Annotated in this window: 21 protein-coding genes and 4 tRNA genes; 4 read left to right on the top strand and 21 right to left on the bottom strand. The window is 62.1% G+C overall.

Annotation, left to right across the window (positions count from 1 at the left end; genetic code table 11):
* Positions 1 to 178 precede the first annotated feature (178 nt).
* The 7 genes from ACLCGK_RS19710 to alaS all read right to left on the bottom strand — a co-directional run bounded on the left by ACLCGK_RS19710 (position 179) and on the right by alaS (position 5,120).
* Positions 179 to 255: transfer RNA gene (locus ACLCGK_RS19710), tRNA-Arg, on the bottom strand.
* Positions 256 to 327: 72 nt separating this feature from the next.
* Positions 328 to 404 (bottom strand) — tRNA-Arg (locus tag ACLCGK_RS19705).
* 71 nt (positions 405 to 475) lie between these two features.
* Positions 476 to 552 (bottom strand) — tRNA-Arg (locus tag ACLCGK_RS19700).
* 106 nt (positions 553 to 658) lie between these two features.
* Positions 659 to 749, bottom strand: a tRNA-Ser gene (locus tag ACLCGK_RS19695).
* A gap of 72 nt (positions 750 to 821) precedes the next feature.
* Positions 822 to 1,010 (bottom strand): carbon storage regulator CsrA, encoded by a 189-nt coding sequence (gene csrA / locus ACLCGK_RS19690; protein WP_003254503.1) that lies wholly within the window; start codon positions 1,008 to 1,010, stop codon positions 822 to 824.
* A 165-nt stretch (positions 1,011 to 1,175) separates the two neighbouring features.
* Positions 1,176 to 2,411 (bottom strand): aspartate kinase, encoded by a 1,236-nt coding sequence (locus ACLCGK_RS19685; RefSeq protein ID WP_013973645.1) that lies wholly within the window; start codon positions 2,409 to 2,411, stop codon positions 1,176 to 1,178.
* Positions 2,412 to 2,495: 84 nt separating this feature from the next.
* Entirely contained in the window at positions 2,496 to 5,120 is a 2,625-nt protein-coding gene (gene alaS / locus ACLCGK_RS19680) for an alanine--tRNA ligase (protein WP_410952723.1), read from the bottom strand.
* Positions 5,121 to 5,385: 265 nt separating this feature from the next.
* On the opposite strand from alaS, the gene ACLCGK_RS19675 reads away from it, so the two are divergent.
* On the top strand, positions 5,386 to 6,666 hold the full coding sequence (locus ACLCGK_RS19675; RefSeq protein WP_410952722.1) for a M91 family zinc metallopeptidase: 1,281 nt from the start codon (positions 5,386 to 5,388) through the stop codon (positions 6,664 to 6,666).
* A 21-nt stretch (positions 6,667 to 6,687) separates the two neighbouring features.
* On the opposite strand, the gene astE is transcribed toward ACLCGK_RS19675, so the two are convergent.
* From astE to acs, 13 genes are all read right to left on the bottom strand, one after another.
* Complete coding sequence (gene astE / locus ACLCGK_RS19670; RefSeq protein ID WP_410952721.1) at positions 6,688 to 7,695, bottom strand: succinylglutamate desuccinylase; 1,008 nt, start codon at positions 7,693 to 7,695, stop codon at positions 6,688 to 6,690.
* A gap of 10 nt (positions 7,696 to 7,705) precedes the next feature.
* Positions 7,706 to 7,996, bottom strand: coding sequence for a topoisomerase II (locus ACLCGK_RS19665; RefSeq protein WP_003256592.1), 291 nt, complete (start codon positions 7,994 to 7,996; stop codon positions 7,706 to 7,708).
* A gap of 14 nt (positions 7,997 to 8,010) precedes the next feature.
* The gene (gene astB / locus ACLCGK_RS19660) at positions 8,011 to 9,360 is read right to left on the bottom strand and encodes an N-succinylarginine dihydrolase (protein WP_410952720.1); all 1,350 of its coding nucleotides are present in this window, start codon (positions 9,358 to 9,360) and stop codon (positions 8,011 to 8,013) included.
* Positions 9,361 to 9,383: 23 nt separating this feature from the next.
* Entirely contained in the window at positions 9,384 to 10,847 is a 1,464-nt protein-coding gene (gene astD, locus ACLCGK_RS19655; protein ID WP_410952719.1) for a succinylglutamate-semialdehyde dehydrogenase, read from the bottom strand.
* Complete coding sequence (gene astA / locus ACLCGK_RS19650; RefSeq protein ID WP_013973651.1) at positions 10,848 to 11,876, bottom strand: arginine N-succinyltransferase; 1,029 nt, start codon at positions 11,874 to 11,876, stop codon at positions 10,848 to 10,850.
* A 78-nt stretch (positions 11,877 to 11,954) separates the two neighbouring features.
* The gene (gene aruF / locus ACLCGK_RS19645; RefSeq protein ID WP_013973652.1) at positions 11,955 to 12,974 is read right to left on the bottom strand and encodes an arginine/ornithine succinyltransferase subunit alpha; all 1,020 of its coding nucleotides are present in this window, start codon (positions 12,972 to 12,974) and stop codon (positions 11,955 to 11,957) included.
* A gap of 146 nt (positions 12,975 to 13,120) precedes the next feature.
* Positions 13,121 to 14,341: an aspartate aminotransferase family protein gene (locus ACLCGK_RS19640; RefSeq protein WP_253138549.1), complete on the bottom strand. Its 1,221-nt coding sequence runs from the start codon at positions 14,339 to 14,341 to the stop codon at positions 13,121 to 13,123.
* Between the two features lie 341 nt (positions 14,342 to 14,682).
* The gene (gene argR, locus ACLCGK_RS19635; RefSeq protein ID WP_238066723.1) at positions 14,683 to 15,663 is read right to left on the bottom strand and encodes a transcriptional regulator ArgR; all 981 of its coding nucleotides are present in this window, start codon (positions 15,661 to 15,663) and stop codon (positions 14,683 to 14,685) included.
* Positions 15,664 to 15,761: 98 nt separating this feature from the next.
* On the bottom strand, positions 15,762 to 16,526 hold the full coding sequence (locus ACLCGK_RS19630) for an ABC transporter ATP-binding protein (RefSeq protein WP_013973655.1): 765 nt from the start codon (positions 16,524 to 16,526) through the stop codon (positions 15,762 to 15,764).
* 22 nt (positions 16,527 to 16,548) lie between these two features.
* Positions 16,549 to 17,247: an ABC transporter permease gene (locus ACLCGK_RS19625; protein WP_003260115.1), complete on the bottom strand. Its 699-nt coding sequence runs from the start codon at positions 17,245 to 17,247 to the stop codon at positions 16,549 to 16,551.
* Positions 17,244 to 17,933, bottom strand: a complete 690-nt coding sequence (locus ACLCGK_RS19620; RefSeq protein ID WP_003260113.1) for an ABC transporter permease — start codon at positions 17,931 to 17,933, stop codon at positions 17,244 to 17,246. The genes ACLCGK_RS19625 and ACLCGK_RS19620 overlap by 4 nt, the downstream gene beginning before the upstream one ends.
* A gap of 88 nt (positions 17,934 to 18,021) precedes the next feature.
* A complete protein-coding gene (locus ACLCGK_RS19615) occupies positions 18,022 to 18,807 on the bottom strand; it encodes an ABC transporter substrate-binding protein (protein ID WP_054903345.1) in 786 nt (261 codons plus the stop codon).
* 526 nt (positions 18,808 to 19,333) lie between these two features.
* Positions 19,334 to 21,295 carry an acetate--CoA ligase gene (gene acs, locus ACLCGK_RS19610; protein WP_015271271.1) on the bottom strand — a complete coding sequence of 654 codons (1,962 nt, stop codon included), beginning with the start codon at positions 21,293 to 21,295 and terminating at the stop codon, positions 19,334 to 19,336.
* A 398-nt stretch (positions 21,296 to 21,693) separates the two neighbouring features.
* On the opposite strand from acs, the gene ACLCGK_RS19605 reads away from it, so the two are divergent.
* The gene (locus ACLCGK_RS19605) at positions 21,694 to 21,948 is read left to right on the top strand and encodes a DUF2790 domain-containing protein (RefSeq protein ID WP_003260110.1); all 255 of its coding nucleotides are present in this window, start codon (positions 21,694 to 21,696) and stop codon (positions 21,946 to 21,948) included.
* Positions 21,949 to 22,103: 155 nt separating this feature from the next.
* On the opposite strand, the gene ACLCGK_RS19600 is transcribed toward ACLCGK_RS19605, so the two are convergent.
* A complete protein-coding gene (locus tag ACLCGK_RS19600) occupies positions 22,104 to 23,663 on the bottom strand; it encodes a sigma-54-dependent phenylalanine hydroxylase transcriptional regulator PhhR (RefSeq protein ID WP_024087504.1) in 1,560 nt (519 codons plus the stop codon).
* 255 nt (positions 23,664 to 23,918) lie between these two features.
* On the opposite strand from ACLCGK_RS19600, the gene phhA reads away from it, so the two are divergent.
* Positions 23,919 to 24,707: a phenylalanine 4-monooxygenase gene (gene phhA / locus ACLCGK_RS19595; RefSeq protein WP_003260109.1), complete on the top strand. Its 789-nt coding sequence runs from the start codon at positions 23,919 to 23,921 to the stop codon at positions 24,705 to 24,707.
* Between the two features lie 39 nt (positions 24,708 to 24,746).
* On the top strand, positions 24,747 to 25,103 hold the full coding sequence (locus ACLCGK_RS19590) for a 4a-hydroxytetrahydrobiopterin dehydratase (protein ID WP_003254532.1): 357 nt from the start codon (positions 24,747 to 24,749) through the stop codon (positions 25,101 to 25,103).
* Positions 25,104 to 25,278: the final 175 nt, after the last annotated feature.

Raw genomic sequence — 25,278 nt, 5'->3', positions numbered from 1 at the left:
CGCGCTGCTCTCTGGACTGTGTTGTCCCTGTGGGAGCTGGCTTGCCGGCGATGGGCCGCATGGCGACCCCAAGCTACACCACAGTCATTACAGAAGAGCGTAGATCGACATCAGCAACAATTCATTGGCGTAGAAAAACAAAAAGCCCGCTCAATTGAGCGGGCTTCTTGATATGGTGTGGCGGACTCAGGAGGATTCGAACCTCCGACCGCTCGGTTCGTAGCCGAGTACTCTATCCAGCTGAGCTATGAGTCCGTGGTGGTATTTTTAGACCAGATTACCACTGGTTGGTTGAAGTGCCTTTGCAAGCAGAGCCACTTCAAAAAGTGGCGGACTCAGCAGGATTCGAACCTGCGACCGCTCGGTTCGTAGCCGAGTACTCTATCCAGCTGAGCTATGAGTCCGCGATGGTAGTTTTAGACCAGATTACCACTGGTTGATTGAAGCAGCCTTGCAACCAAAGCCACTTCAAAAGTGGCGGACTCAGGAGGATTCGAACCTCCGACCGCTCGGTTCGTAGCCGAGTACTCTATCCAGCTGAGCTATGAGTCCGTGTCTTGCCGCGCATTATAGGTCGCTGAAACATTTTTGCAAGAACTTTTTCGTTTAAAATCAACTACTTAGCGTTCTTACCGTTTACAGCGCCCTAAGCGAATAATGGCGGTGAAGGGGGGATTCGAACCCCCGATACCCTTATGAGGTATACTCCCTTAGCAGGGGAGCGCCTTCGGCCACTCGGCCACCTCACCGCAACACGAGGCGAATATTAAACAGGCTCTTCCTCGTTTGCAACCCTTTTTTTGAAAAAAACTTCAAAAAAATTAAAGGCTTGGCTCCTCGTCCTTCTCTTTCTTGATCCGCAGGTAGATTTCCTCGCGGTGCACAGCCACTTCTTTCGGGGCGCTGACGCCAATACGCACCTGGTTGCCTTTTACGCCGAGCACCGTCACGGTGATCTCGCCGTCTCCAATGATCAGGCTCTCGGCGCACCGACGAGTCAGAATCAACATAGCTTTCTCCTTACGCAAAACATTCAGGGGTAACAGTCTTGGGTGTCGCGGCCTGGTCGTGGACGACGACCTGGGCCTGGTTGATCGCCACACAGGGCAGGACGGGCCTGCGTGGCGAGCAGAAACGCGAAGGGCGCGGCAAGCCGCGCCCTTCCAGGCAGCGTATTACTCGCTCTGTCGTGCCGGGGCGTCGAGCTCGAACGCGGTGTGCAGCGCGCGTACGGCCAGCTCCAGGTACTTCTCTTCGATCACGACCGAAACCTTGATCTCGGAGGTGGAGATCATCTGGATGTTGATGCTCTCCTTGGCCAGGGCTTCGAACATGCGGCTGGCAACACCGGCGTGCGAACGCATGCCGACGCCGACGATCGAGACCTTGGCGATCTTGGTGTCGCCGATCACTTCACGGGCACCGATTTCGCGGGCAGTGTTTTCCAGCACGCTCTGCGCCTTCTCGTACTCGTTGCGGTGCACGGTGAAGGTGAAGTCGGTGGTGTTATCGTGGGCAACGTTCTGCACGATCATGTCGACCTCGATGTTCGAGGCACTGATCGGGCCGAGGATCTTGAAGGCCACGCCCGGGGTGTCCGGCACGCCGCGAATGGTCAGCTTGGCTTCATCACGGTTGAAGGCGATACCGGAAATGATCGGCTGTTCCATGGATTCCTCTTCATCAATGGTAATGAGGGTACCCGGACCCTCCTTGAAGCTGTGCAGCACGCGCAGCGGAACGTTGTACTTGCCGGCGAATTCCACCGAACGGATCTGCAGCACCTTGGAACCGAGGCTGGCCATTTCCAGCATCTCTTCGAAGGTGATCTTCTCCAGGCGCTGGGCCTGCGGCACAACACGCGGGTCGGTGGTGTAGACGCCATCGACGTCGGTGTAGATCTGGCACTCGTCAGCCTTCAGCGCAGCCGCCAGGGCCACACCCGTGGTGTCGGAGCCGCCACGGCCAAGCGTGGTGATGCTGCCATGCTCGTCGACGCCCTGGAAGCCTGCTACCACGACCACGCGGCCTTCCTTGAGGTCGGCACGAATCTTCTGGTCGTCGATCTGCAGGATGCGCGCCTTGTTGTGTGCGCTGTCGGTGAGAATGCGCACCTGGTTGCCGGTGTAGGACACCGCTGGCACGCCGCGCTTGATCAAGGCCATGGTCAGCAAGGCAATGGTGACCTGCTCACCGGTCGACACGATCACGTCCAGCTCACGCGGAACCGGCTGATCGGTGATCTGCTTGGCCAGGTCGATCAGGCGATTGGTTTCACCGCTCATTGCCGACAGCACAACCACCAGGTCGTCGCCCGCTTCACGGTGTTTCTTGACCTTATCGGCTACCTGCTCGATCCGCTCGATGGAACCGACAGAGGTGCCGCCAAATTTCTGTACGATCAACGCCATTTCAATGGTGCCTCAGCCCATACAGGGCCCCAAAAAACAATCCAACATGAAGAGGCCGGCGACTAGACCGCCGGCCCCCTCATCTCAAAGTCCCTGCTCTGCGAATGGCACGGCCAGCGCCAGAGCCTGGTCCAGTGCGGCGACGTCGACGCCGCCACCCTGAGCCATGTCCGGACGACCACCGCCCTTGCCACCCACCGCCGCAGCGGCTTGTTTCATCAGATCGCCAGCCTTGAGTTGGCTGGAGAGGTCCTTGGTCACGCCGGCCACCAGCACAACCTTGCCCTCATGCTCGCTGCCCAGCAGGATCACTGCGTGGCCGAGCTTGTTCTTCAGCTGATCGACCAGCGCCAGCAGTGCCTTGCCATCCTGTCCATCCAGGCGGGCGGCGAGCACCTTGGCGCCCTTGACCTCAACGGCCGCGTTGGAGAGATCATCCCCGGCGGCGCTGGCGGCCTTGGCCTGCAGCTGTTCCAGCTGCTTCTCCAGCTGGCGGTTGCGCTCGAGCACAGCCGACAGCTTGTCGATCAGGTTGTCGCGGTTACCCTTCACCAGCTGCGCGGCTTCCTTGACCTGCTCTTCGGCAGCGTTCAGGTAGGCCAGCGCAGCAGCGCCGGTGACCGCTTCGATACGGCGCACGCCAGAGGCCACGCCGCCTTCGCTGATGATCTTGAACAGGCTGATGTCACCGGTGCGCTTGGCGTGGATACCGCCGCACAGCTCCACCGAGAAATCGCCGCCCATGCTCAGCACACGCACGGTGTCGCCGTACTTCTCGCCGAACAGCGCCATGGCACCCTTGGCCTTGGCGGTTTCGATGTCGGTCAGTTCGGTTTCCACCGCAGTGTTCTTGCGCACTTCACGGTTGACGATGTCTTCCAGGGCCTTGATCTGCTCCGGTTTCACCGCCTCGAAGTGGCTGAAGTCGAAACGCAGGCGCTGGCTGTCGACCAGCGAGCCTTTCTGCTGTACGTGTTCGCCCAGTACCTGGCGCAGCGCTTCGTGCAGCAGGTGGGTGGCGGAATGGTTCAGCGAGGTGGCGTGCTGCACGTCGGCATCGACCTTGGCCTCGACCGGGGAGCCGATCACCAGCGCACCGCTGGCAACCACGCCGTGGTGCAGGAAGGCACCACCGGTCTTGGTGGTGTCGCGCACGTCGAAGCGCGCAGCGCCAGCCTGCAGGTAACCGGTGTCACCCACCTGGCCACCGGATTCGGCGTAGAACGGCGTGCGGTCGAGCACGACCACGCCCTGCTCGCCTTCACCCAGCTGGTCGACGGCCTGGCCGTCCTTGTACAGGGCGATGATCTTGCCCTGGCCTTCGGTGGCCTCGTAGCCGAGGAACTCGGTGGCGCTGTCGACCTTGACCAGGCTGTTGTAGTCCATGCCGAAGGCGCTGGCGGAACGGGCACGTTCACGCTGGGCGTCCATCTCGCGCTCGAAACCGGCTTCGTCGATGGTCAGCTCGCGCTCACGGGCGATGTCGGCGGTCAGGTCCATCGGGAAGCCGTAGGTGTCGTACAGTTTGAACACCACGTCGCCCGGCACCACATCACCCTCGAGCTGGGCCAGGTCCTGCTCGAGGATGCGCAGACCCTGCTCAAGGGTCTTGGCGAACTGTTCTTCTTCAGCCTTGAGCACACGCTCGATGTGCGCCTGCTGGCTGTTCAGTTCCGGGAAGGCCTCGCCCATTTCAGCGACCAGCGCGGCAACGATCTGGTAGAAGAAGCTGCCTTTGGCGCCCAGCTTGTTACCGTGGCGGCAGGCGCGGCGAATGATGCGGCGCAGCACGTAGCCACGGCCTTCGTTGGACGGCAGCACGCCGTCGGCGATCAGGAAGCCGCACGAACGGATGTGGTCGGCGACCACTTTCAGCGAGGCCTGGCCCTCATTGCTGCAACCGATGGCCTTGGCCGCGGCCGACAGCAGGTTCTGGAACAGGTCGATCTCGTAGTTCGAGTGCACGTGCTGCAGCACGGCGCTGACGCGCTCCAGGCCCATGCCGGTGTCCACAGACGGCGCTGGCAGCGGGTGCAGCACGCCGTCGGCGGTGCGGTTGAACTGCATGAAGACGTTGTTCCAGATCTCGATGTAGCGATCGCCGTCTTCTTCCGGCGAGCCGGGCGGGCCGCCCCAGATGTCCGGGCCGTGGTCGTAGAAGATCTCGGTGCACGGGCCGCATGGGCCGGTGTCGCCCATGGTCCAGAAGTTGTCGGAAGCGTACGGGGCGCCCTTGTTGTCGCCGATGCGCACCATGCGCTCGGCCGGCACGCCGACTTCCTTGGTCCAGATATCGTAGGCTTCGTCGTCAGTGGCGTAGACGGTGACCCAGAGCTTTTCCTTGGGCAGGTTCAGCCATCTTTCCGAAGTCAGGAAGGTCCAGGCGAAAGTGATCGCGTCGCGCTTGAAGTAGTCACCGAAGCTGAAGTTGCCCAGCATTTCGAAGAAGGTGTGGTGACGCGCGGTGTAACCGACGTTTTCCAGGTCGTTGTGCTTGCCGCCTGCGCGCACGCACTTCTGGCTGCTGACGGCACGCGTGTAGGCACGCTTCTCCGCACCGAGGAAGCAGTCCTTGAACTGGTTCATGCCGGCATTGGTGAACAGCAGGGTCGGGTCGTTGTTCGGGATCAGCGAACTGGAGGCGACTCGGGTATGTCCCTGCTCTTCGAAGAAGCGAAGGAAGGCTTCACGGATTTCTGCGCTTTTCATAGGTTCTTCCACGGAAACGGCGGCCGTTTGGGCTAATACGTCGAATCGACGAAACGACGGCAAAGGGCGCCATTATATCCAGCCTGAACGGGAGATACAGTGTGTTTGTACACCAGAACAGCAATCGGCGGATGAAAAGCCGTTCATTAGCACGGCCAGGGCGGAAAAGCAGACCTGCGGGCCCACCCATGCGGTACATAAGCAACACCTGACCCGGGCAGTGGAACGGGATCCTGCCGGCCCACCCTCGCTGCCGGAGCACTCCATGCCTGAGCTGAACATATCCAAACTCCACTCGGACCCGCATCCGCTACCCCACGGCATCATGCAGGCCAACCCGAGACCGATCTACTACATCGACGCCCGGGAATCCGGCCACTCGCAAACCGCCTTCGACAATAACGAAGACAACCCTCGGCAGCAGACCGAGGTCAAGTACATCCAGGCCGACGAAAATGTGCGAATCACCCTCGAACGCGCCTATCCATTGGGCCGGCGCTATCGCCGCAGCACCCCGAACAGCGAGTTGCTGGTCTTCAACGTGGCCCCGCGTGCGCTGCGCGCGAATGAACAGCAAAAGCGCGTACGTATCGCCCCGCGCGAATGCCTGCTGGAAGTTACCATCAACGATGCGGTATTCATGGTCCCCGCGCATACCGCCCAAGCCATTGCCATTCGCCTCACCGATGGCAATCACCACGTGGTCATAGCCCCGGAGGTGAAGAAGACGGTGCTGATCGACATGATAGGGACCGGCAACAGGATCGAGACCGGCGCAGGTATCGTCCACATCGACGCCCATACCGGCACGCACCAGATTGTGGTCGGTAGCGGCCCGGTACTCATCGACAAGGGCGACGCGGTTGTCAACGTCACGGGGCACCGCCTGCTTGGCCGCGAGTCATCCAGGGTCGAGCTCTACCGCAATGCCGAAAACGATGCACGACTGGCCCGACCCGTGATGGCCGAACATCAGGCTCTGGGCAATATCGGCGTGCAAGTGACGGGTAGCGACCAATTCAGGCAAGCGGCAGAGGATGCGCTGGAACTGCTGCGCAAACTACCCTGCGGCCAGGCGCTACTGGCGGCCCTGGATAAAAAGGCCGGGCAGTCCGGAGCCCCGATCAGCGTGATCGAAGCAGCCAGACACCAATTCACGACCTATACACCCAGCGACCACGAAGAAGATGAAGACGAAGGTCACTTCATCATCGACGAAAACCAGAGTAGCTGGGGCTACAGCGGCGGCACACTGGCATACAACCCAGGCTGGTCGACCGCTGCGCAACTGCCACTACTCGACCTGTACCGCTGCCTGTGCCAAGGTTGGAACTCGATGTCAGGCACCGTGTTTCCGGGCCAGACCGAGGTTCAAGGCAAAAACGGCGCCCATCCGGTGGACAACCTGCTGCTACAGAGCATCGGCTTGCCCACCGATTGCAGGTTCACATTCGGCGGCAGCACCGCCCTGAACACCAACCCACCCGCCTTCACTGAAAACGGGCTGCGTCAGGCGTTGCAACTGGAGCTGCGCACACAGCCGTGAACCCAGGCTATCGGGGCCAGCTCAGCCTAATCGCTGGCCGGAGTCGGGAACGATCAGAATCCCCGCCCTGAGGCCATTCTTGACCTTGGGGTTGGGGAAGATGATGCGCGCGCCCTCCTCCTCGACCACCCAACGCGTCTCGGCCAGGTCCTCGGCCAGCAAGTAGCCCTTGCTCAGCTCGGAGAAATTCTCGATGTCCGCCGGCAAGTGCAGGTGGAAGCTGTCGCTGTGCTTGATGATCTCGCGGGAAACGCTGAACAGCTGCAGGCCATCCAGCGAGCCTTCGTCTTCGGGCTCGGTGTTTTCGATGATGCTGATCAGCCGCTCCTCCAGCTTGTCGAGGTTGACCTCCTCGTTCTGGCCGAACGGGCGGGCCTTGCCCAACTCCAGGGTGAAGGCTTCGGCCTCCAACTGCTCGTAGGTGAAGGCGCTGAAAGTGATGGAAGACTTGCTCTGCAACAACACCGCCTCCATGCCCGCCGCCGCCAGGCGTGCCAGCTCGCGACGGGAATGCTTGCGCCCCTCTTTATAAGGGTACAAGGCGAACTGCTCGATCTTCGAGCCGCGGATGGCGGTATGCAAGTCGTAGTGCAGGCGGCTACGCCCCGCCTTGCTGAAGAACACCCGGGCGAACTGTTCCAGCTCGGCGGCACGCAATGCCTCGAAGCCACTGGACAGCTCGTGGCGGCCGTTGAACAGGCGGTTGATGTCCTGCTCGATGAAGCGCTCGCCCTTGCGGATCGCTGCGGGGTTGCCAAACAGGAAAAGCACCCGGGCCTTGGGTTTGATCTTGCCGTTGGCCACGCCATGCAGCAGCCGCTCGAGCAACTCGATCGGCGCCGTTTCGTTGCCGTGGATGCCGGCGGACAGCAGCAGGTCCAGCCCGCAATCCTCGTTTTCGGCCGGGCGCACTTCGAGCGCGCCCTCCCCCAGCCAGCGCAAACGCGCGCCCTTGGGTGTCACTTGGGTCTTCTCGGCCGGTTCGTGATCGGTGAGGGTCAGCTCAAGCAATTTGCCAAGGGCGAGCATAGGTACTTCCTTAGTGGTGGTGGCCGCAATCGGGGCCATGGACGTGATCGTCGTCTTCGCCGACCTCCGCCGGTTCCATTTCCAGCTGCAGGCTGACCAGGTTGGTGGCCATCGGGCGCAGCAGCAGGTTGGCGTACTCGGTGTCGTCTTCCTCGACATCCACGCCGATCAGCAGCTGGCCACGACCATCCTGCTGAATCCACACTTCCTTGCCTTGCCAGACAACGGCAAAGCGGGTGCAGGAAGTTTCCAGCTGGGTGCCGTCTTCATCTTCCAGAATAAGGCGCAGGGCGTCGGTCATTGCAAAGTCTCTCTTCAAGGTTGGCGTTGGAACGGATACACCGAGCCCAACTTCAGGATCTGGGTCAATTCGTCCAGTGCCGTACGGCATTCCACCAGCAATTGCGGGTCGGCCAGGTCTGCCTCGCCAAGGCGATCGCGGTAATGCTTGTCGACCCACTGCAACAGGGTGTCGTACAGCGAGGCGGTCATGATAACGCCTTGGTTGACCGCTGCCAGTTCCGTTTCCTTCAACGCCACGCGCAAACGCAGGCAAGCCGGCCCACCGCCGTTCTGCATGCTCTGCTTGAGGTCGAACACTTTCACCTCCCGCACCGGGCCGCCCTGGCTGGTCAACTGGCCCAGATAGGCCCAGACCCGCTCGTTGTTGCGGCACTCTTCCGGCACCACCAGCAGCATGGAGCCGTCGTCGCGGCTGAGCAACTGGCTGTTGAACAGGTATGAACGCACCGCGTCCTCTACCGTCACCGCCGCCCGCGGCACGCAGATGGCCTGGAAGTTGCCACCCTTGCTGGCCAGTTTAGCTCGCAGCTGGCCAAGTACCGCGTCCGTCTCGAGGAAAGCGTCCTCGTGGTAGAACAGCACCTCGCCGTTGCCCACCGCAATCACATCGTTGTGGAACACGCCCTGGTCGATTACCGCCGGGTTCTGTTGAGCGTAGACCACGCCGTCATCGCTCAGGCCATGCAGCCGGGCCACGGCCTGGGAGGCTTCCAGGGTCTGCCGGGCCGGGTACTTCTGCGGCGCCGGGTAGCGGCTGTCGAAGGCGCTGCGGCCGTAGACGAAGAACTCCACGCCGGCCTCGCCATAGGTACGGCAGAAGCGCGTGTGGTTGGCCGCCCCCTCGTCACCGAACTGTGCCACGGCAGGCAGTGCCGCGTGGTGGGCAAAGTGCTTGTCGTTGCTGAACATGGCCCCCAGCACGCGGCTGGTGGTCGGGTGCTCGATGCTGCGGTGGTACTTGCAGTTGAGGTTGGCAGCAGTGAAATGCACGCGGCCATCGGCAGTGTCGGCACTGGGGCTGACCGTGGCGGCGTTGGCCACCCACATGCTCGAAGCCGAGCAACTGGCCACCAGCAATGGCATGGCCTCCTTGGCGGCACGCTGGATCACTTCGGCATCGCTGCCGCTGAAGCCCAGGCGGCGCAGTGCAGCCACGTCCGGGCGCTCCTGCGGTGCCAGCACGCCCTGCTTGAAGCCCATGTCGGCCAGCGCTTTCATCTTCGCCAGGCCCTGGCGCGCGGCTTCGCGCGGGTTGGAACCCTGCTGGCTGTTGCTCTGCGAAGCCACGTTGCCGTAGGACAGGCCGCCATAGTTGTGGGTAGGCCCCACCAGGCCATCAAAATTCACTTCGTAGGATTTCATCGGCTAGGCTCCGTGACCTGTTGTTATAGGGTGACGCCCGGCGTCAAGGTTGCCGGCAAGGCAAGGCTGGCGGTCTCCAGCGAAGCAACGGGGTAAGCGCAGTAATCCGCTGCGTAATAGGCGCTGGCGCGGTGGTTGCCACTGGCGCCCACGCCGCCGAACGGCGCACTGCTGGCGGCACCGGTCAGTTGCTTGTTCCAGTTGACGATGCCGGCGCGGCTGCGCAGCCAGAAGTACTGGTAACGGGCGTGGGAGTCGGACAGCAAGCCGGCGGCCAGGCCGTACTGGGTGTTGTTGGCCTCATCGATGGCGGCATCGAAGTCGGCATAGCGGATCACCTGCAGCAGCGGGCCGAAGAACTCTTCGTCCGGGCGCTCGGCCACAGCGGTGACATCGACAATGCCTGGGGTCAGCAGTGCGGCGTCGGCCTGCGGCTGGGTCATTTCCAGCAGCTTCACAGCACCCTTGGCGACCAGTTCGGCCTGGGCCGCAATCAGCGCCCGCGCCGCCTGCAGCGAGATCACCGAACCCATGAACGGCGCCGGCTGCTGGTCGAACGCCCCGACCGTGATGGATCTGCTCACCTCGACCAGGCGCGCGATCAGCGCATCACCCCAAGCGCCTTGCGGCACCAGCAGACGACGGGCGCAGGTGCAGCGCTGGCCGGCGGAAATGAACGCCGACTGGACAATGGTGTACACCGCCGCATCGAGGTCCTTGACCTCGTCCACCACCAGCGGGTTGTTACCGCCCATTTCCAGGGCCAGGATCTTGTCCGGGCGGCCGGCGAACTGCTGGTGCAGCAGGTTGCCGGTGCGGCTGGAGCCGGTGAAGAACAAGCCATCGATACCTGGGTTGGCGGCCAGCGCCACACCCGTTTCGCGCGCACCCTGCACCAGGTTGAGCACACCCGCCGGCAGCCCGGCGGCAATCCAGCAATTGACGGTCAGTTCGGCCACCTTGGGCGTCAGCTCACTGGGCTTGAACACCACGCAGTTGCCAGCCAGCAGCGCTGGCACGATATGGCCGTTGGGCAGGTGACCAGGGAAGTTGTACGGGCCGAACACCGCCACCACGCCATGGGGCTTGTGCCGCAGCACGGCCGTGGCATCGGCCAGCGGGCCGCTCTTTTCGCCGGTGCGCTCGCGGTAGCTCTGCACCGAGATCGCGACCTTGTTGATCATGCTGGTGACTTCGGTCGCCGACTCCCACAGGGGCTTGCCGGTTTCCTCGCCGATGCACTGGGCCATGGCTTCGGCATGCGCTTTCAGTTGCGCGGCGAACTTCTCCAGCACATCGATACGCGCCTCCAGGCTCAATTGCGCCCAGGCCGGGAAGGCCTGACGCGCAGCCTGCACGGCGGCATCCACCTGGCTGGCGTCAGCACCCTGCCCCTGCCAGACGACGGCTTGCGTCACCGGGTTGAGCGACTGCAGGGTTTCGCCCTTGCCAACCTGCCAATTGCCTGCGATGTAATGCGTGGTCATTTACTGGGCCTCCCGGCTTGCCGACAGCGGCACGGCGCGCACGTTGTCGCCGGCGCCCATGCGCAGGCGTTTGGCGGTCAAGGGGTCGACCACCAGGGTACCGGCAGCCAGCCGCGCAGGTGCGGCCGTGATGCGGCAGTCGTCGCGCTTGCGGTTGTGGATGATGTAAGGCGTCGCGTCATCGCCCGGCGTGCCCACCGCCAGCACCAGGGTCTGGCTCTCGCGCACGGCGCGGATCCTGGAGGTGTCGCACTCGATGGCGGGGCCGGCGTCGAAGATGTCGACGTAGCCCTGGTAGTTGAAGCCTTCCTGCTTGAGCATGGCCAGCGCCGGCTCGGTGTCCTTGTGCACGCGGCCGATCACGTTGCGCGCCGCCTCGGACAGGAAGCAGGTGTACAGCGGGAACTTCGGCATGAGTTCGGCAATGAACGACTTGTTGCCCACGCCGGTGAGGTAGTCGGCCTGGCTGAACTCCATCTTGAAGAAGTGCCGGCCCAGGCTTTCCCAGAACGGCGAGCGGCCCTGCTCGTCGGACATGCCGCGCATTTCGGCGATGATCTTCTTGCCGAACAGCTCGGGGAACTCGGCGATGAACAGCATGCGCGCCCGCGACAGCAGGCGGCCGTTGAGGCCGGAGCGGTAGTCGCTGCGCAGGAACAGCGAGCACAGCTCGGAGTTGCCGGTCAGGTCGTTGGCCAGGAACAGGGTGGGGATTTCGCGGTAGATCTTCAGCTCCTGCGAGGCGCTGACGGTCAGCCCGACCCGATAGTTGTACCAGGGCTCGCGCAGGCCGACGGCACCGGCGATGGCACTGATGCCCACCACCATGCCTTCGTCGTTTTCCAGCACGAACAGGTAGTCGGTGTCGCCACGCTCGGCTTCGCCGCGGAAGCTCTTCTCCGCCCAGCCAACGCGATGCCCCAGGCGCTCTTCGTTGGCCGGCAGCGTGGTCAGCCCGGTGGTACCGGTGCTGCGTGCCAATTCGATCAACGCAGGCAAATCGCTGCTGCGTACAGGACGAACGATCATGCTATCTCCTTTTGCGGCGGCGGCGGCCGGCGCGAAACTCTTCTAACGCATCAATCCCGAAACGTCTGTTGCCAGACCTCAGACCGCAACCAGGCGCACGCTGGCACCCTCGCCCACCCCCAGCGCCTCGGCGGCTGCCGGGCTCAGGCTGACCGGCTTGCCGGGCACCCAGTCCAGGTCCAGCAGCACCGCGCGGTAGTCCTGCAACTGGCCGTTGCACACCAGGTACGGGCGCCCGCCCTTGACCGGGGCTTCCTCGAGCCTCACCGGCACAACCCGGCTCTGGGCGATCGAGCGGATACCCGAGGTACGCGCATGCAGGGTCGGGCCACCGTCGAAGATGTCGATGTAGTGCTCGGTCTCGAAGCCTTCGCGCATGAGGATGTCGAAGGTAATCTGCGCCCGCGGGTGCACCTGGCCCATGGCTTCCTGAGCCAGGTCAGGCAGCAGCGGCACGTAGATCGGGTAGTGCGGCATCAGTTCGGCGAGGAAGGTGCGGCTCTTCAGGCCGCACAGGCGCTCGGCGTCGGCGTAGTTGAGGTCGAAGAAGTTGCGGCCGATGGCGTCCCAGAACGGCGATTCGCCCTGCTCGTCGCTGTAGCCGACGATCTCGGTCACCACCGAGTCGGCGAAACGCTCCGGGTGAGCGGCCATGAACAGCAGGCGGCCACGCGAATTGAGCTCGGCCCAGCCACTGTTCACCAGTTCCGGCAGCACATAGAAACTGGTCAGCAAGCTGTTGCCGGTCAGGTCATGGCACAGCGACAGCACATGGATCTTGTTGTGGATCTTCAGCTCGCGCGAGGCGTGCACGAAGGTCTCGTTACGAAAGCTGTAGAACGGCTCGGAGTAGCCCGCTGAAGCGACGATGGCCGAGCAACCGGCCAGCTTGCCGGTTTCACTGTCCTCGAGTACGAAGAAGTAGCTTTCTTCACCGTTGAAGCTGACCTCGGCGGCGAAGGAAGTCTCGGATGCGGCGATCTTGTCGCCCAGGCGAGCGGTGTCGTCCGGCAGCGAGGTGACACCAATGGGGCTGTCTGCAGCCATGCGCTGCACTTCGTTCAGATCAGCCATTTGCGCGGGGCGCATCACCAGCATGGTGTCACTCCTTTGGAATCGGGCCGCTCACGGCGGCACGGAAAAACGGCAGATGCACTGGCACCTGCACTGGAATCGGGTATCACCGGCCCGGTACAGACTCGGGCTGAGCCTGCACCGTGGCCGGCAAAGGGACCGCGGGCGGATCAGCCCTTGGTCAGGGTGGCCACGGCGCGCTCGAAGCGGTCCAGGCCTTCGTCGATGTCGGCGTCTTCAACTACCAGGCTTGGCGCGAAGCGGACCACATCCGGGCCGGCCTGCAGCACCATCACGCCTTCTTTCTCGGCGGCGTTGAGCACATCCTTGGCCTTGCCTTTCCAGGCCTCGGTCAGCACGCAGCCCAGCAGCAGGCCAACGCCACGCACCTGGCTGAACAGGTTGTACTTCTGGCCGATCTGCTCCAGGCGGACCTTGAAGCGCTCATGCTTGGCCTTGATACCGGCCAGGGTTTCCGGGGTGTTGACCACGTCCAGCACCGCGCAGGCGACGGCGCAGCCCAGCGGGTTGCCGCCGTAGGTGGTGCCGTGGGTGCCGACGGCCAAGTGCTTGGCCAGTTCGGTGGTGGTCAGCATGGCACCGATCGGGAAACCACCGCCCAGGCTCTTGGCGCTGGTCAGGATGTCCGGGGTAACACCGTAGTGCTGGTAGGCATACAGCGAACCGGTACGGCCAACGCCGGTCTGCACTTCGTCGAAGATCAGCAGGGCGTTGTGCTCGTCACACAGTTTGCGCGCGCCTTCCAGGTAGGCCTTGTCGGCCGGCACCACGCCGCTCTCGCCCTGGATCGGCTCGATCACCACGGCGCAGGTCTTGTCGGAAATCTGTGCCTTCAGCGCTTCCAGGTCGTTGTACGGCACATGGCTGATGCCGGTGATCTTCGGGCCGAAACCATCGGAGTATTTCGGCTGGCCACCGACGCTTACGGTGAACAGGGTACGGCCGTGGAAGCTGTTCACGGTGGCGATGATTTCGTGCTTTTCCGGGCCGAAGCGGTCGTGGGCAACACGACGGGCCAGCTTGAAGGCGGCCTCGTTGGACTCAGCGCCGGAGTTGCAGAAGAACGCACGGTCGGCAAAGGTGGCGTCCACCAGCTTGCGGGCCAGGCGCAGGGCCGGCTCGTTGGTGAACACGTTGGATACGTGCCAGAGGGTATTGGCCTGCTCGGTCAGGGCCTTGACCAGTGCCGGGTGGCAGTGGCCCAGGGCGTTGACCGCGATGCCACCGGCAAAATCGATCAATTCGCGACCCGACTGGTCCCAGACACGGGAGCCCTCGCCTCGCACAGGAATGAAGGCCGCCGGAGAATAGTTGGGGACCATGACCTGGTCGAAATCGGCACGTTGCACCGGGGCTTGCTCAACGGACATCTGAGTCTCCTGAAGAGGAACGCTGGCCTGGAAGTGGCGAGCGATGGGGGGATTGTAAGGACTGATCCGCGCCTGTCCTTGCGGCCAAGCGACAACTTGTTACAGCGCAAAACCCAGTTTTGACAAGGCTTTCGGCAATGCGACAAACACTGTCGCAATCGCGCAGTGTACGGGAGAGAGGGGGCTGGGTGAACGGGTGTTCACATATAGAAGTAGGTGGCCTGCACCGGCCCTATCGCCGGCAAGCCAGCTCCCACAAGTACCCCGTAACCATCAAGGCCTGTGGTGATCCTGTGGGAGCTGGCTTGCCGGCGATAGGGCCAGTACAGACTACAGGGCAATCAGCCTTTTTCGGCAGGCGCCGAGCTCAGTTCGAACGGGCTGCTGCTACGCCTCTGATTGCGGTCTTCCCGCGGCGTTGCGCCAAAGAAGTTGCGGTAGGCACTGGAAAAATGCGGCCCCGAGGAGAAGCCGCAGGACAGCCCGATCTGGATGATCGACTTGCTGGTCTGCATCAGCATCTGCCGCGCCTTGTTCAGCCGCAGCTCCAGGTAATACTGGCTCGGCACGCGGTTCAGGTACTGCTTGAAGATGCGCTCCAGCTGCCGGCGCGACACGCACACGTGCTGGGCAATTTCGTCGGTGGTCAGCGGCTCTTCGATGTTGGCTTCCATCAGCAGCACCGCCTGGGTCAGCTTGGGGTGGCTGGAGCCCAGGCGGTTCTGCAGCGGAATACGCTGGCGCTCGCCACCCTCGCGAATGCGCTCGACCACCAGTTCCTCCGACACCGCCCCGGCCAGCTCCGCCCCGTGATCACGGGCCAACACTGCCAGCAGCAGGTCGGTCACGGCCATGCCGCCACAAGCGGTCAGGCGATCGCGGTCCCAGTCGAACAGGTGACTGGTGGCGATAACCTTGGGGAAGCGCTCGGCAAAATCATCCTGCCAGCGCCAGTGCACCGCAGCCCGGTAACCGTCGAGCAGGCCCAGCATCGCCAGAGGGTAGACCCCGGCCGACAGGCCGCCAATCATGCAGCCACTGCGCGCCAACTGCTTGAGCGCCGCCGACAACGCAGCCCCCACCGCCGGCGGCTGCTCGTCAGCCAACAGGAACAGCTTGTGACACCCCTCCAGGCGACCGTTCCACGGCTCGCCCGGCAAGCGCCAGCTACCCTCTTGCGCCGGCTCCGCCTGCAGAAAGACCAGATCGTAGACCACCTCCGGGTGCACCCGCTGCGCCACCTGCAACACTTCCTCGGCCAGCGCCAGGGTCAAGGGCCGGGTGCTGGGCCAAATGAGAAAACCGATTCGCTGGGTGGTCATAGGGTGCGGTCCGAAACCTGAGGTCGTTCGAGTCTGTGCGCCGGGTCAGGCTGCGCTCGCCGCGCAGCATGCCCTATTCTGGTGCAAAAATGCAGCTTTTACTTCAGGCTGCCGGAGAGGAACTGCTTCAGGCGCTCCGACTGCGGGTTGGCCAGCACTTCGCGCGGGCAGCCGGTTTCTTCCACCAGGCCCTTGTGCAGGAACACCAGCTGGTTGGAAACCTCACGGGCAAAGCCCATTTCGTGGGTCACCACCACCATGGTGCGGCCTTCCTGGGCCAGCGACTGCATCACCTTGAGCACATCGCCCACCAGTTCCGGGTCCAGCGCCGAGGTCGGCTCGTCGAACAGCATGACCTCCGGTTCCATGGCCAGCGCCCGGGCAATTGCCACGCGTTGCTGCTCGCCACCGGACATGTGCCCCGGGAAGGCATCCTTGCGGTGGGCGACTCCGACCTTGGCCAGGTAATGCTCGGCCTTTTCCAGGGCCTCCTTGCGATTCACACCCAGCACATGCACCGGCGCTTCGATGATGTTTTCCAGCGCGGTCATGTGCGACCACAGGTTGAAGTGCTGGAAAACCATCGACAGGCGCGAGCGCATGCGCTGCAGCTGACGCGGGTCGGCTGCCTTGAGCGCGCCGTCCTTGCCCGGTACCAGCTTCAACTCTTCGTTGTTGAGCAGGATCTTGCCAGCGTGCGGCTGCTCCAGCAGGTTGATGCAGCGCAGGAAGGTCGACTTGCCCGAACCGCTGGAGCCGATGATGCTGATGACATCGCCTGCCTTGGCCGACAGGGACACGCCCTTGAGCACTTCATGGCTACCGTAGCGCTTGTGCAGGTCTTGGACTTCGAGTTTGTACATGCTGTCGATTCTCACAAAGCGGTCAGTGCTTGCGCGGCGCCAGGTAGCCGAGCCAGCGGCGTTCGGCCATCTTGAACAGGCGCACCAGGATGAAGGTCAGGCACAGGTAGAACACGCCCGCCGTGATATAGGCCTCGAAAGGCAGGTAGTACTGGGCATTGACCGTGCGCGCAGCGCCAGTGATGTCGATCAGGGTAACGATCGACGCCAGGCTGGTGGTCTGCAGCATCATGATCACTTCGTTGCTGTACTGCGGCAGCGCCCGGCGCAGGGCCGACGGCAGCAGGATGCGTCGGTACATCTTCATGCGCGACATGCCCATGGCCTTGGCCGCCTCGATTTCGCCATGCGGCGTGGCCTTGAGGCTGCCGGCGATGATTTCGGCGGTGTAGGCACTGGTGTTGATGCCGAACGCCAGGCAGGCGCAGAAGGTAGCGCTGGACAGCAGCGGCCACAGGAAGCTTTCGCGCACCGCCTCGAACTGCGCCAGGCCGTAATAGATCAGGAACAGCTGCACCAGCATCGGCGTGCCGCGGATCACGTAGGTGTAAAGCCACGCCACGAGATTGACCGCTGGCTGCTTGGACACCCGCATCAGGCCCAGCGGAATGGCCGCCAGCAGCCCGAAGAACAGCGAAATCGCCAGCAGCTTGAGGGTGGTCAGCAGGCCGCCGAAATACATCGGCAGTGCCTCCCAGACGACGTTGTAGTCGAAGATCATAGTTCAGCCACCTTGACGCCAACCGAGTAGCGGCGCTCGAGATACTTCAGGGCCAGCAGCGAGATGCTGGTCAGCACCAGGTACAGGGCCGCCACCGCCAGGAAGAAGGTGAAAGGCTCGCGGGTGGCATCGGCCGCCTGCTTGGCCTTGAACATCATGTCCTGCAGGCCCACTACCGAAATCAGCGCGGTGGCCTTGGTCAGCACCAGCCAGTTGTTGGTGAAGCCCGGGATCGCCAGGCGAATCATTTGCGGCACCTGGATGCGGAAGAACACCTGGCGGTTGCTCATGCCATACGCCACGCCGGCTTCGGCCTGGCCTTTCGGAATACCAAGGAACGCACCGCGGAAGGTTTCCGACAGGTAGGCACCAAAGATGAAGCCCAGGGTACCGATACCCGCGATCAGCGGATTCAGGTCGATGTAGTCTTCATAACCGAGCAGCGGCGCAACCCGGTTGATGATGTCCTGCCCGCCGTAGAAGATCAGCAGGATCAGGACCAGGTCCGGAATACCACGAATCACCGTGGAATACAGATCGCCCAGCCAGGCCAGCCAGCGCACCGGCGACAAGCGCAGTGCCACACCGATCAGGCCGAGCACGATGGCCAGGGCCATCGACGACAGGGCGAGCTGAAGCGTCAGCCACGCCCCGTCGAGGATGACTGCCCCGTAGCCTTTCAACATGATGAGGTCCTCGACCTAGAGAATGAAAAATGGTGCAAACCTCAGAGCCTCTGCTGTTTGCACCATTGCACAGGTGAAACCCGACGTCTTAGTTCGAGTCTGGACCGTAGATGTCGAAGTTGAAGTACTTCTTCTCGATTTCTTTGTACTTGCCGTTGGCACGGATGGCGTCGATGGCAGCGTTGATGCGGTCGACGTTGGCCTTGTCACCCTTGCGCACGGCAATACCGATGCCGTCGCCGAAGTACTTGGCGTCGGTGAAGGCCGGGCCTACGAAGGCGAAGCCCTTGCCGGCGTCGGTCTTGAGGAAGCCGTCTTCCAGCAGGGTGGCGTCAGCCACGGTGCCATCGAGGCGGCCAGCTGCCACGTCCAGGTAGATTTCGTTCTGGGTGCCGTAAGGAACCACGGTGGCACCTTTGGCGCCCAGTACTTCCTTGGCGAAGCGGTCGTGGATCGAACCGCGCTGCACACCAATCTTCTTGCCCTTGAGCTCATCCAGGCTGTCGCTGACGGCGGTACCTTCCTTCATCACCAGGCGCGCCGGGGTCAGGTAGTAGCGCTTGGTGAAGTCGACCGATTTCTTGCGGTCTTCGGTGATCGACATGGACGACAGGATGGCGTCGATCTTGCGCACTTTCAGCGCCGGGATCAGGCCGTCGAACTCCTGCTCGACCCAGGTGCACTTGGCTTTCATCTCTTCGCACAGGGCGTTGCCGATGTCGTAGTCAAAACCGGCAATGCTGCCGTCTGGCTGCTTGAAGGCGAAGGGTGGGTAGGCGGCTTCGATGCCGATTTTCAGCGGTTTTTCATCGGCCTGCGACACCAGGGAAAACACGGACAGCGCCAAGGCGCCAAGCAGTGCGAGCTTCTTCATCAGGTAACTCCATCGGTACGGAGCAATACAAGGCAGGTAACGGCTGCCCGATATGCGAATGGGTACAACGCGAGCCGCGCAGGGTTCGACCAAGGTCGCAGACCACGAGCGAGTGATTGGCATTTTAACGACAGCCCGGTAGTCGATATTTCTTCAAAGCGACAACTACTTACAGAAGCGCTTGAAACGGCAGCGGGCGATGTTGACAGCCATTGCAAAATATGCAAGAGCGCAAGAAATAGAACCTATAGTACTAGCAATTCCTGGGCCTATTATTGGCAAAGCCTTGTATTACGGCAAGTGCAGCGTGCCGTGTCGCAAAAAAGGCTGCGAAAACGCACCGAAACAGGCCGGATTTGTTTCCTGGCGCCCCGATATTGTGCGACGCCGGTGACAGAACAGTTACCGATGAATGTCGGGTAACAGTAAAGCAAAAACCCCGCCGGTTGCCCGGGCGGGGTTCTTGTTGGCGGCACAGCTCCTGTAGGAGCTCCCAGAGCCCCCTACAAAATGTGCGACGCGGCTATCAGGCCGAAGCCAGGCTCATGGCCTTGTGGGTATCGATCAGGTGTTGCACCACACCCGGGTCGGCCAGGGTCGAGATATCGCCCAGGGCATCGTACTCACCCGTGGCAATCTTGCGCAGGATGCGGCGCATGATCTTGCCCGACCGGGTCTTCGGCAGCCCCGGCGCCCACTGGATCACATCCGGCGAGGCGATCGGGCCGATTTCCTTGCGCACCCAGTTCTTCAGCTCCAGGCGCAGCTGCTCGCTGGCCTCGATACCGGCATTGAGGGTGACATACACATAGATGCCCTGCCCCTTGATGTCGTGCGGCACACCTACCACCGCGGCCTCGGCCACTTTCGCATGCGCCACCATGGCACTTTCGATCTCGGCAGTACCCATGCGGTGACCGGACACGTTCAGCACGTCATCCACGCGACCGGTGATCCAGTAGTAGCCATCCTCGTCGCGGCGCGCACCGTCGCCGGTGAAGTACATGCCACGGAAGGTCTTGAAGTAGGTATCGACGAAACGGTCGTGGTCGCCGTACAGCGAACGCGACTGGCCCGGCCAGGAATCGAGGATCACCAGGTTGCCTTCGGCAGCGCCCTCGATCAGGTTGCCCAGGTTATCCACCAGCGCCGGCACAACGCCGAAGAATGGGCGGGTTGCCGAGCCCGGCTTGAGGCCGGTGGCGCCCGGCAGCGGGCTGATCAGGATGCCGCCGGTCTCGGTCTGCCACCAGGTGTCGACGATCGGGCAACGCTCCTTGCCCACGGTCTTGTAGTACCAGTTCCAGGCTTCGGGGTTGATCGGCTCACCCACCGAGCCCAGCAGGCGCAGGCTGGAGCCATCGGCACCTTCGACTGCAGCCTGCCCTTCGGCCATCATCGCGCGGATGGCGGTTGGCGCGGTGTACAGGATGTTGACCTTGTGCTTGTCGACGATCTTCGACACGCGCGTGATGTCGGGGTAGTTCGGCACGCCTTCGAACAGCAAGGTAGTAGCGCCGTTGGCCAGCGGGCCGTAGACGATGTAGCTGTGGCCGGTGACCCAACCCACGTCAGCGGTACACCAGTACACCTCGCCCGGGCGATAGTCGAACACGCGCTCATGGGTCAGCGCGGCGTATACCAGGTAGCCGCCGGTGGTGTGCAGCACGCCCTTCGGCTTGCCGGTGGAGCCGGAGGTATAAAGGATGAACAGCGCTTCCTCGGCACCCATCTCTTTCGGCGCGCAATGGCTGGAGGCGACTTTCATCAGGTCTTCGTACCAGATGTCGCGGTGCTGGTGCCAGGCAATGTCGCCACCGGTGCGCTTGCACACGATGATCTTCTGCACGCTGTTGGTTTCAGGGTTGGTCAGCGCCAGGTCGACGTTGGCCTTGAGCGGGGTACGGCGGCCACCGCGCACGCCTTCGTCTGCGGTGATCACGACCTTGGACTTGCAGTCGATGATACGGCCAGCCAGCGCTTCGGGCGAGAAGCCGCCGAACACCACCGAGTGAATCGCACCGATACGGGCACAGGCCAGCATGGCGACCACGGCTTCGGGGATCATCGGCATGTAGATGGTGACCACGTCACCCCGGTGCACATCCTGGCCACGCAGGGCGTTGGCGAACTTGCAGACCTGCTCGTGCAGTTCGCGGTAGGTGATGTTGCGGTGTTCGGAAGGGTCGTCGCCTTCCCAGATGATGGCCAACTGGTCACCGCGCTCTTCGAGATGGCGGTCCAGGCAGTTGGAGGAAACGTTCAGAGTGCCGTCGGCGAACCATTTGATATCGACGTGATGGTCGTCGAAGGAGGTCTGCTTGACCTTGGTGAACGGCTTGATCCAGTCGATGCGCTGGGCCTGCTCGCGCCAGAAGCCGTCCGGGTTGATCACCGATTGCTGGTACATGGCCTTGTAGGTGGCCTCGTCGGTCAGGGTGGTGGCCGCAACCTCGGGACGAACGGGATACAGTGGAGCCGCACTCATCTGTGTTACCTCGGTGTAATAGTTGTTTTTGTATGGAACCGTTTGTAACTGTACCAGAGCGACAAAAGCCATTCGACGTTGGTAGTAATTTGGTACGCCCGTTCAGACAAAGCGCTCTGGCACGCACCTTACAGCCCAGGCGAGAAATTACGGGCGCGGTTTACCAGAGGATTGTTACAGATTCTGTCAAAACACTTTATCAAAAGACCCACTGTTTCGGCCTTGGCCCCAGCCATAAAATTCACCTCGCCAGCAACGGCAAGGCGATTAACAACTGGTAACAGCCCCCACGAAGGCAAGCGTTAATCCCCCTCCAAACCTGATAGTTAAAACTAGCAATACTCGCGGCGCCATAAGCGCCGCGTGCCCCCTCACGACCTTAGACAGGTAAATTGAAAATGAAAGCTTTACTGGTATTGGTACTTGGCAGTCTTTGCGGCGCGGCGATGGCCGGCGAAGCCAAAGATGCCGAGCAGATTCCGGTTGAACAGTACAGTTACTCGCAGCACCTGGACATTGCCCGCGTCATTTCCATGAGCGAAGTGCCCAATGTGTGCGAAGTCGTGCCAGCCCGCATGACCTACGAGGACTCCAAGGGCCAGAAGCACATTCTCGAATACCGCGTGATGGGGAACGGCTGCTCGAACGGCTGATACCTTGTGAATTGGGGGCCCTGCGGGCCCCTTTCGCGGGCTTGCCCGCTCCCACAGGTACAGCGCCTGCCCTGAATTTGGCGCGGTACCTGTGGGAGCGGGCAAGCCCGCGAAGAATATTGCACCTGATTAACAGGTTATTGACCAACCGCTTATTAATCTACCGACTTGCCCAACGAATAATCCCTCAACTTGTTGGCAATAGTCGTATGCGAAACACCCAGTCTTTTACCTAAAGCCCGACTACTCGGGAATTCCCCCATCAAACTTTCCAGTACCGCTTTTTCAAAACGTCCGACAATCTGCGAAAGATCCCCATCCAGCGAAAATTCACCCAGCGGTTGGCGCACGCCGTAATCCGGTAAACGTATATGTTCACTTTTAACCACGCCGCCTTCGCATAACGAAACCGCCTGGAACAACACGTTTTCCAACTGCCTTACATTACCCGGCCAATGGTACTGGCCGAGTTTGTCCATCGCCGCTGGCGCCAGGCGCGGCATGGCGCAGCCGATCTGCCGGCTGGCCTGGTCGAGAAAGTGCTGCACCAGCCCTTCCAGGCCATCCATGCATTCGCGCAATGGCGGAATGTGCAGCGACAACACATTGAGCCGGTGATACAGGTCCTGGCGAAACTCGCCACGGGCACACAATTCGGACAAATCCACCTGGGTCGCGCAGATCACTCGCACATCCAGGTACACCTCTTCATCGCTGCCTACGCGGCGGAAGCAGCCATCTTGCAGAAAACGCAGCAGCTTCACCTGCAAGCGTGGGCTCATCTCCCCTACCCCGTCGAGGAACAGCGTGCCACCGGCGGTCAGCTCCAGCAGCCCCAGCTTGCCCTCGGCCCGCGCCCCTTCGAATGCCCCGGGGCCGTAGCCGAACAGCTCGGTCTCGGCCATCGACTCGGGCAACCCGGCGCAGTTGAGCGCCATCAACGGCGACTGGCCGCGCGGGCTTGCCAGGTGGCAGGCACGCGCCAGCAATTCCTTGCCGGTGCCGGTCTCGCCCTCGATCAGCAAAGGCGCGTCCAGCGGCGCCATGCGCCGCGCCTCGCGCACCACCGCAGCCATCACCCGCGAGCTCTGGAAGATACTGTCGAAACCGCGCAGCTCCTGCTTGCGCACGTTATAGATGCGCTCACCGATTCGGTCGGCGCGGTGCAGGGTCAGCACCGCGCCGGCCAGCGCCTCGCTGTCGTCGTGCTCGGACTGCAGCGGCGCGATATCGGCCAGGAACACATCGCCCTTGACCTTGATGCGCAGGCCGTTGATGCGCGACTTGTTGGCGCGCACCAGCTCTGGCAGGTCGAAGTCCTCCACATAGCGCGCCAGCGGCATGCCCGGCACTTCGTCCACCCGCACCCCCAGCAGCTGCGCAGCGGCACGGTTGGCGGCGACGATGCTGCCGCCCATGTCGATCGACAGTACCGGAAAGTCCAGCGCACCCAGCAACGCATTCAGCTCCATGTGTCGGCGCTCGCTGGGCATCAGCCCCACGCGCTTGACACCGAATACCCCGGCAATCGCCTCGAACTTCGGCCGCAGCGCCTGGAACTGCAGATTGATCAGGTTCGGGCAATGCAGGTAGATGGCGTTGCCATGGTCACCGCCCACCTCGCCGCGCAGCACGTTGATGCCGTACTCCACCAGCAGGTTGAGGATGTCGCGCAGGATGCCAATACGGTTCTGGCAATGCACTTTGATACGCATGAGGGCTCTCGAAGCGCCAATGTTTTTCAACACCGCGCGGAAAGTCGTAAAGATAAGCTGACAAAAACAGCCGAAGCTTCAGCCAGATGCCTCGGATTTTCCGACACCTACGCCTTTTTGTAAAATTATCGTTACGAAAACATCGCCGAATGCCGGTCCCGCCCAATGGCCCACCCCGTGCAAAGTGGCCAGCGAAGGGATATTCCTTAGGCATGTCCTGCACATAACAAGAAAAGCCCTCACCAGGAGAGCCACATGAAACAGACGCAATACGTGGCACGCGAGCCCGATGCGCATGGTTTTATCGATTACCCGCAGCAAGAGCATGCGGTATGGAACACCCTGATCACCCGTCAGCTGAAAGTGATCGAAGGCCGCGCGTGCCAGGAATACCTGGACGGCATCGACCAGCTCAAGCTGCCCCATGACCGTATTCCGCAACTGGGCGAGATCAACAAGGTGCTGGGCGCCACCACCGGTTGGCAGGTTGCTCGGGTCCCGGCGCTGATCCCCTTCCAGACCTTCTTCGAACTGCTGGCCAGCAAGCGCTTCCCGGTGGCCACTTTCATCCGCACCCCGGAAGAGCTGGACTACCTGCAAGAGCCCGATATCTTCCACGAGATCTTCGGCCACTGCCCGCTGCTGACCAACCCCTGGTTCGCCGAATTCACCCATACCTACGGCAAGCTCGGCCTGGCCGCGACCAAGGAACAACGCGTTTACCTGGCGCGCCTGTACTGGATGACCATCGAGTTCGGCCTGATGGAAACCGCGCAGGGCCGCAAGATCTATGGCGGCGGCATCCTCTCGTCGCCAAAGGAGACCGTCTACAGTCTGTCTGGCGAGCCCGAGCACCAGGCCTTCGACCCGATCGAGGCCATGCGCACACCGTACCGCATCGACATCCTGCAGCCGTTGTATTTCGTGCTACCGAACATGAAGCGTCTGTTCGACCTGGCCCACGAAGACATCATGGGCATGGTTCACAAAGCCATGCAGCTGGGCCTGCACGCACCGAAGTTTCCACCCAAGGTCGCTGCCTGAGCGACCTTGCCGATAACAACTCGAACCGGAAAACACCACATGAATGCCTTGAACCAAGCCCATTGCGAAGCCTGCCGCGCCGACGCACCAAAGGTCACCGACGAAGAGCTGGCCGAGCTGATTCGCGAAATCCCGGACTGGAACATCGAAGTACGTGACGGCCACATGGAGCTGGAACGCGTGTTCCTGTTCAAGAACTTCAAGCACGCCCTGGCGTTCACCAATGCCGTGGGCGAGATCGCCGAGGCCGAAGGCCACCACCCGGGCCTGCTGACCGAGTGGGGCAAGGTCACCGTGACCTGGTGGAGCCACTCGATCAAAGGCCTGCACCGCAATGACTTCATCATGTGCGCACGCACCGACAAGGTGGCGGAGACGGCTGAAGGCCGCAAGTAACTGCTTGGAAATTGGGGCCGCTTCGCGCCCCAGTTTTTTGCAGGAAAAATGTCCGCTGTTCGCCCGCAAAACCGACAAGCGACCGCCAAAAAAACCCAAACTGTCATCCAGACTTGTGTATCCTGCCCCAGCTTTGCAAAGCTTCAAACGCGCCTGGCGCAGACTTTTCACTCAC

This window comes from Pseudomonas sp. S1(2024), assembly GCF_046557535.1.
Note: the sequence above shows the minus strand (reverse complement) of the source record. Positions and strands in the feature narration are given on the sequence as shown.

Excerpts from the sequence above, each read along its gene's own strand:
- ACLCGK_RS19665 (WP_003256592.1), bottom strand. The coding sequence starts at position 7,996 with ATGACCGACGCCCTGCGCCTTATTCTGGAAGATGAAGACGGCACCCAG.
- ACLCGK_RS19600 (WP_024087504.1), bottom strand. The coding sequence starts at position 23,663 with ATGCGTATCAAAGTGCATTGCCAGAACCGTATTGGCATCCTGCGCGAC.
- ACLCGK_RS19620 (WP_003260113.1), bottom strand. The coding sequence starts at position 17,933 with ATGTTGAAAGGCTACGGGGCAGTCATCCTCGACGGGGCGTGGCTGACG.
- aruF (WP_013973652.1), bottom strand. The coding sequence starts at position 12,974 with ATGCTGGTGATGCGCCCCGCGCAAATGGCTGATCTGAACGAAGTGCAG.
- ACLCGK_RS19625 (WP_003260115.1), bottom strand. The coding sequence starts at position 17,247 with ATGATCTTCGACTACAACGTCGTCTGGGAGGCACTGCCGATGTATTTC.
- ACLCGK_RS19615 (WP_054903345.1), bottom strand. The coding sequence starts at position 18,807 with ATGAAGAAGCTCGCACTGCTTGGCGCCTTGGCGCTGTCCGTGTTTTCC.
- ACLCGK_RS19640 (WP_253138549.1), bottom strand. The coding sequence starts at position 14,341 with ATGTCCGTTGAGCAAGCCCCGGTGCAACGTGCCGATTTCGACCAGGTC.
- acs (WP_015271271.1), bottom strand. The coding sequence starts at position 21,295 with ATGAGTGCGGCTCCACTGTATCCCGTTCGTCCCGAGGTTGCGGCCACC.
- astE (WP_410952721.1), bottom strand. The coding sequence starts at position 7,695 with ATGCTCGCCCTTGGCAAATTGCTTGAGCTGACCCTCACCGATCACGAA.
- ACLCGK_RS19675 (WP_410952722.1), top strand. The coding sequence starts at position 5,386 with ATGCCTGAGCTGAACATATCCAAACTCCACTCGGACCCGCATCCGCTA.
- astD (WP_410952719.1), bottom strand. The coding sequence starts at position 10,847 with ATGACCACGCATTACATCGCAGGCAATTGGCAGGTTGGCAAGGGCGAA.
- csrA (WP_003254503.1), bottom strand. The coding sequence starts at position 1,010 with ATGTTGATTCTGACTCGTCGGTGCGCCGAGAGCCTGATCATTGGAGAC.
- ACLCGK_RS19605 (WP_003260110.1), top strand. The coding sequence starts at position 21,694 with ATGAAAGCTTTACTGGTATTGGTACTTGGCAGTCTTTGCGGCGCGGCG.
- ACLCGK_RS19630 (WP_013973655.1), bottom strand. The coding sequence starts at position 16,526 with ATGTACAAACTCGAAGTCCAAGACCTGCACAAGCGCTACGGTAGCCAT.
- astA (WP_013973651.1), bottom strand. The coding sequence starts at position 11,876 with ATGATCGTTCGTCCTGTACGCAGCAGCGATTTGCCTGCGTTGATCGAA.
- ACLCGK_RS19590 (WP_003254532.1), top strand. The coding sequence starts at position 24,747 with ATGAATGCCTTGAACCAAGCCCATTGCGAAGCCTGCCGCGCCGACGCA.
- alaS (WP_410952723.1), bottom strand. The coding sequence starts at position 5,120 with ATGAAAAGCGCAGAAATCCGTGAAGCCTTCCTTCGCTTCTTCGAAGAG.
- phhA (WP_003260109.1), top strand. The coding sequence starts at position 23,919 with ATGAAACAGACGCAATACGTGGCACGCGAGCCCGATGCGCATGGTTTT.
- astB (WP_410952720.1), bottom strand. The coding sequence starts at position 9,360 with ATGAAATCCTACGAAGTGAATTTTGATGGCCTGGTGGGGCCTACCCAC.
- argR (WP_238066723.1), bottom strand. The coding sequence starts at position 15,663 with ATGACCACCCAGCGAATCGGTTTTCTCATTTGGCCCAGCACCCGGCCC.
- ACLCGK_RS19685 (WP_013973645.1), bottom strand. The coding sequence starts at position 2,411 with ATGGCGTTGATCGTACAGAAATTTGGCGGCACCTCTGTCGGTTCCATC.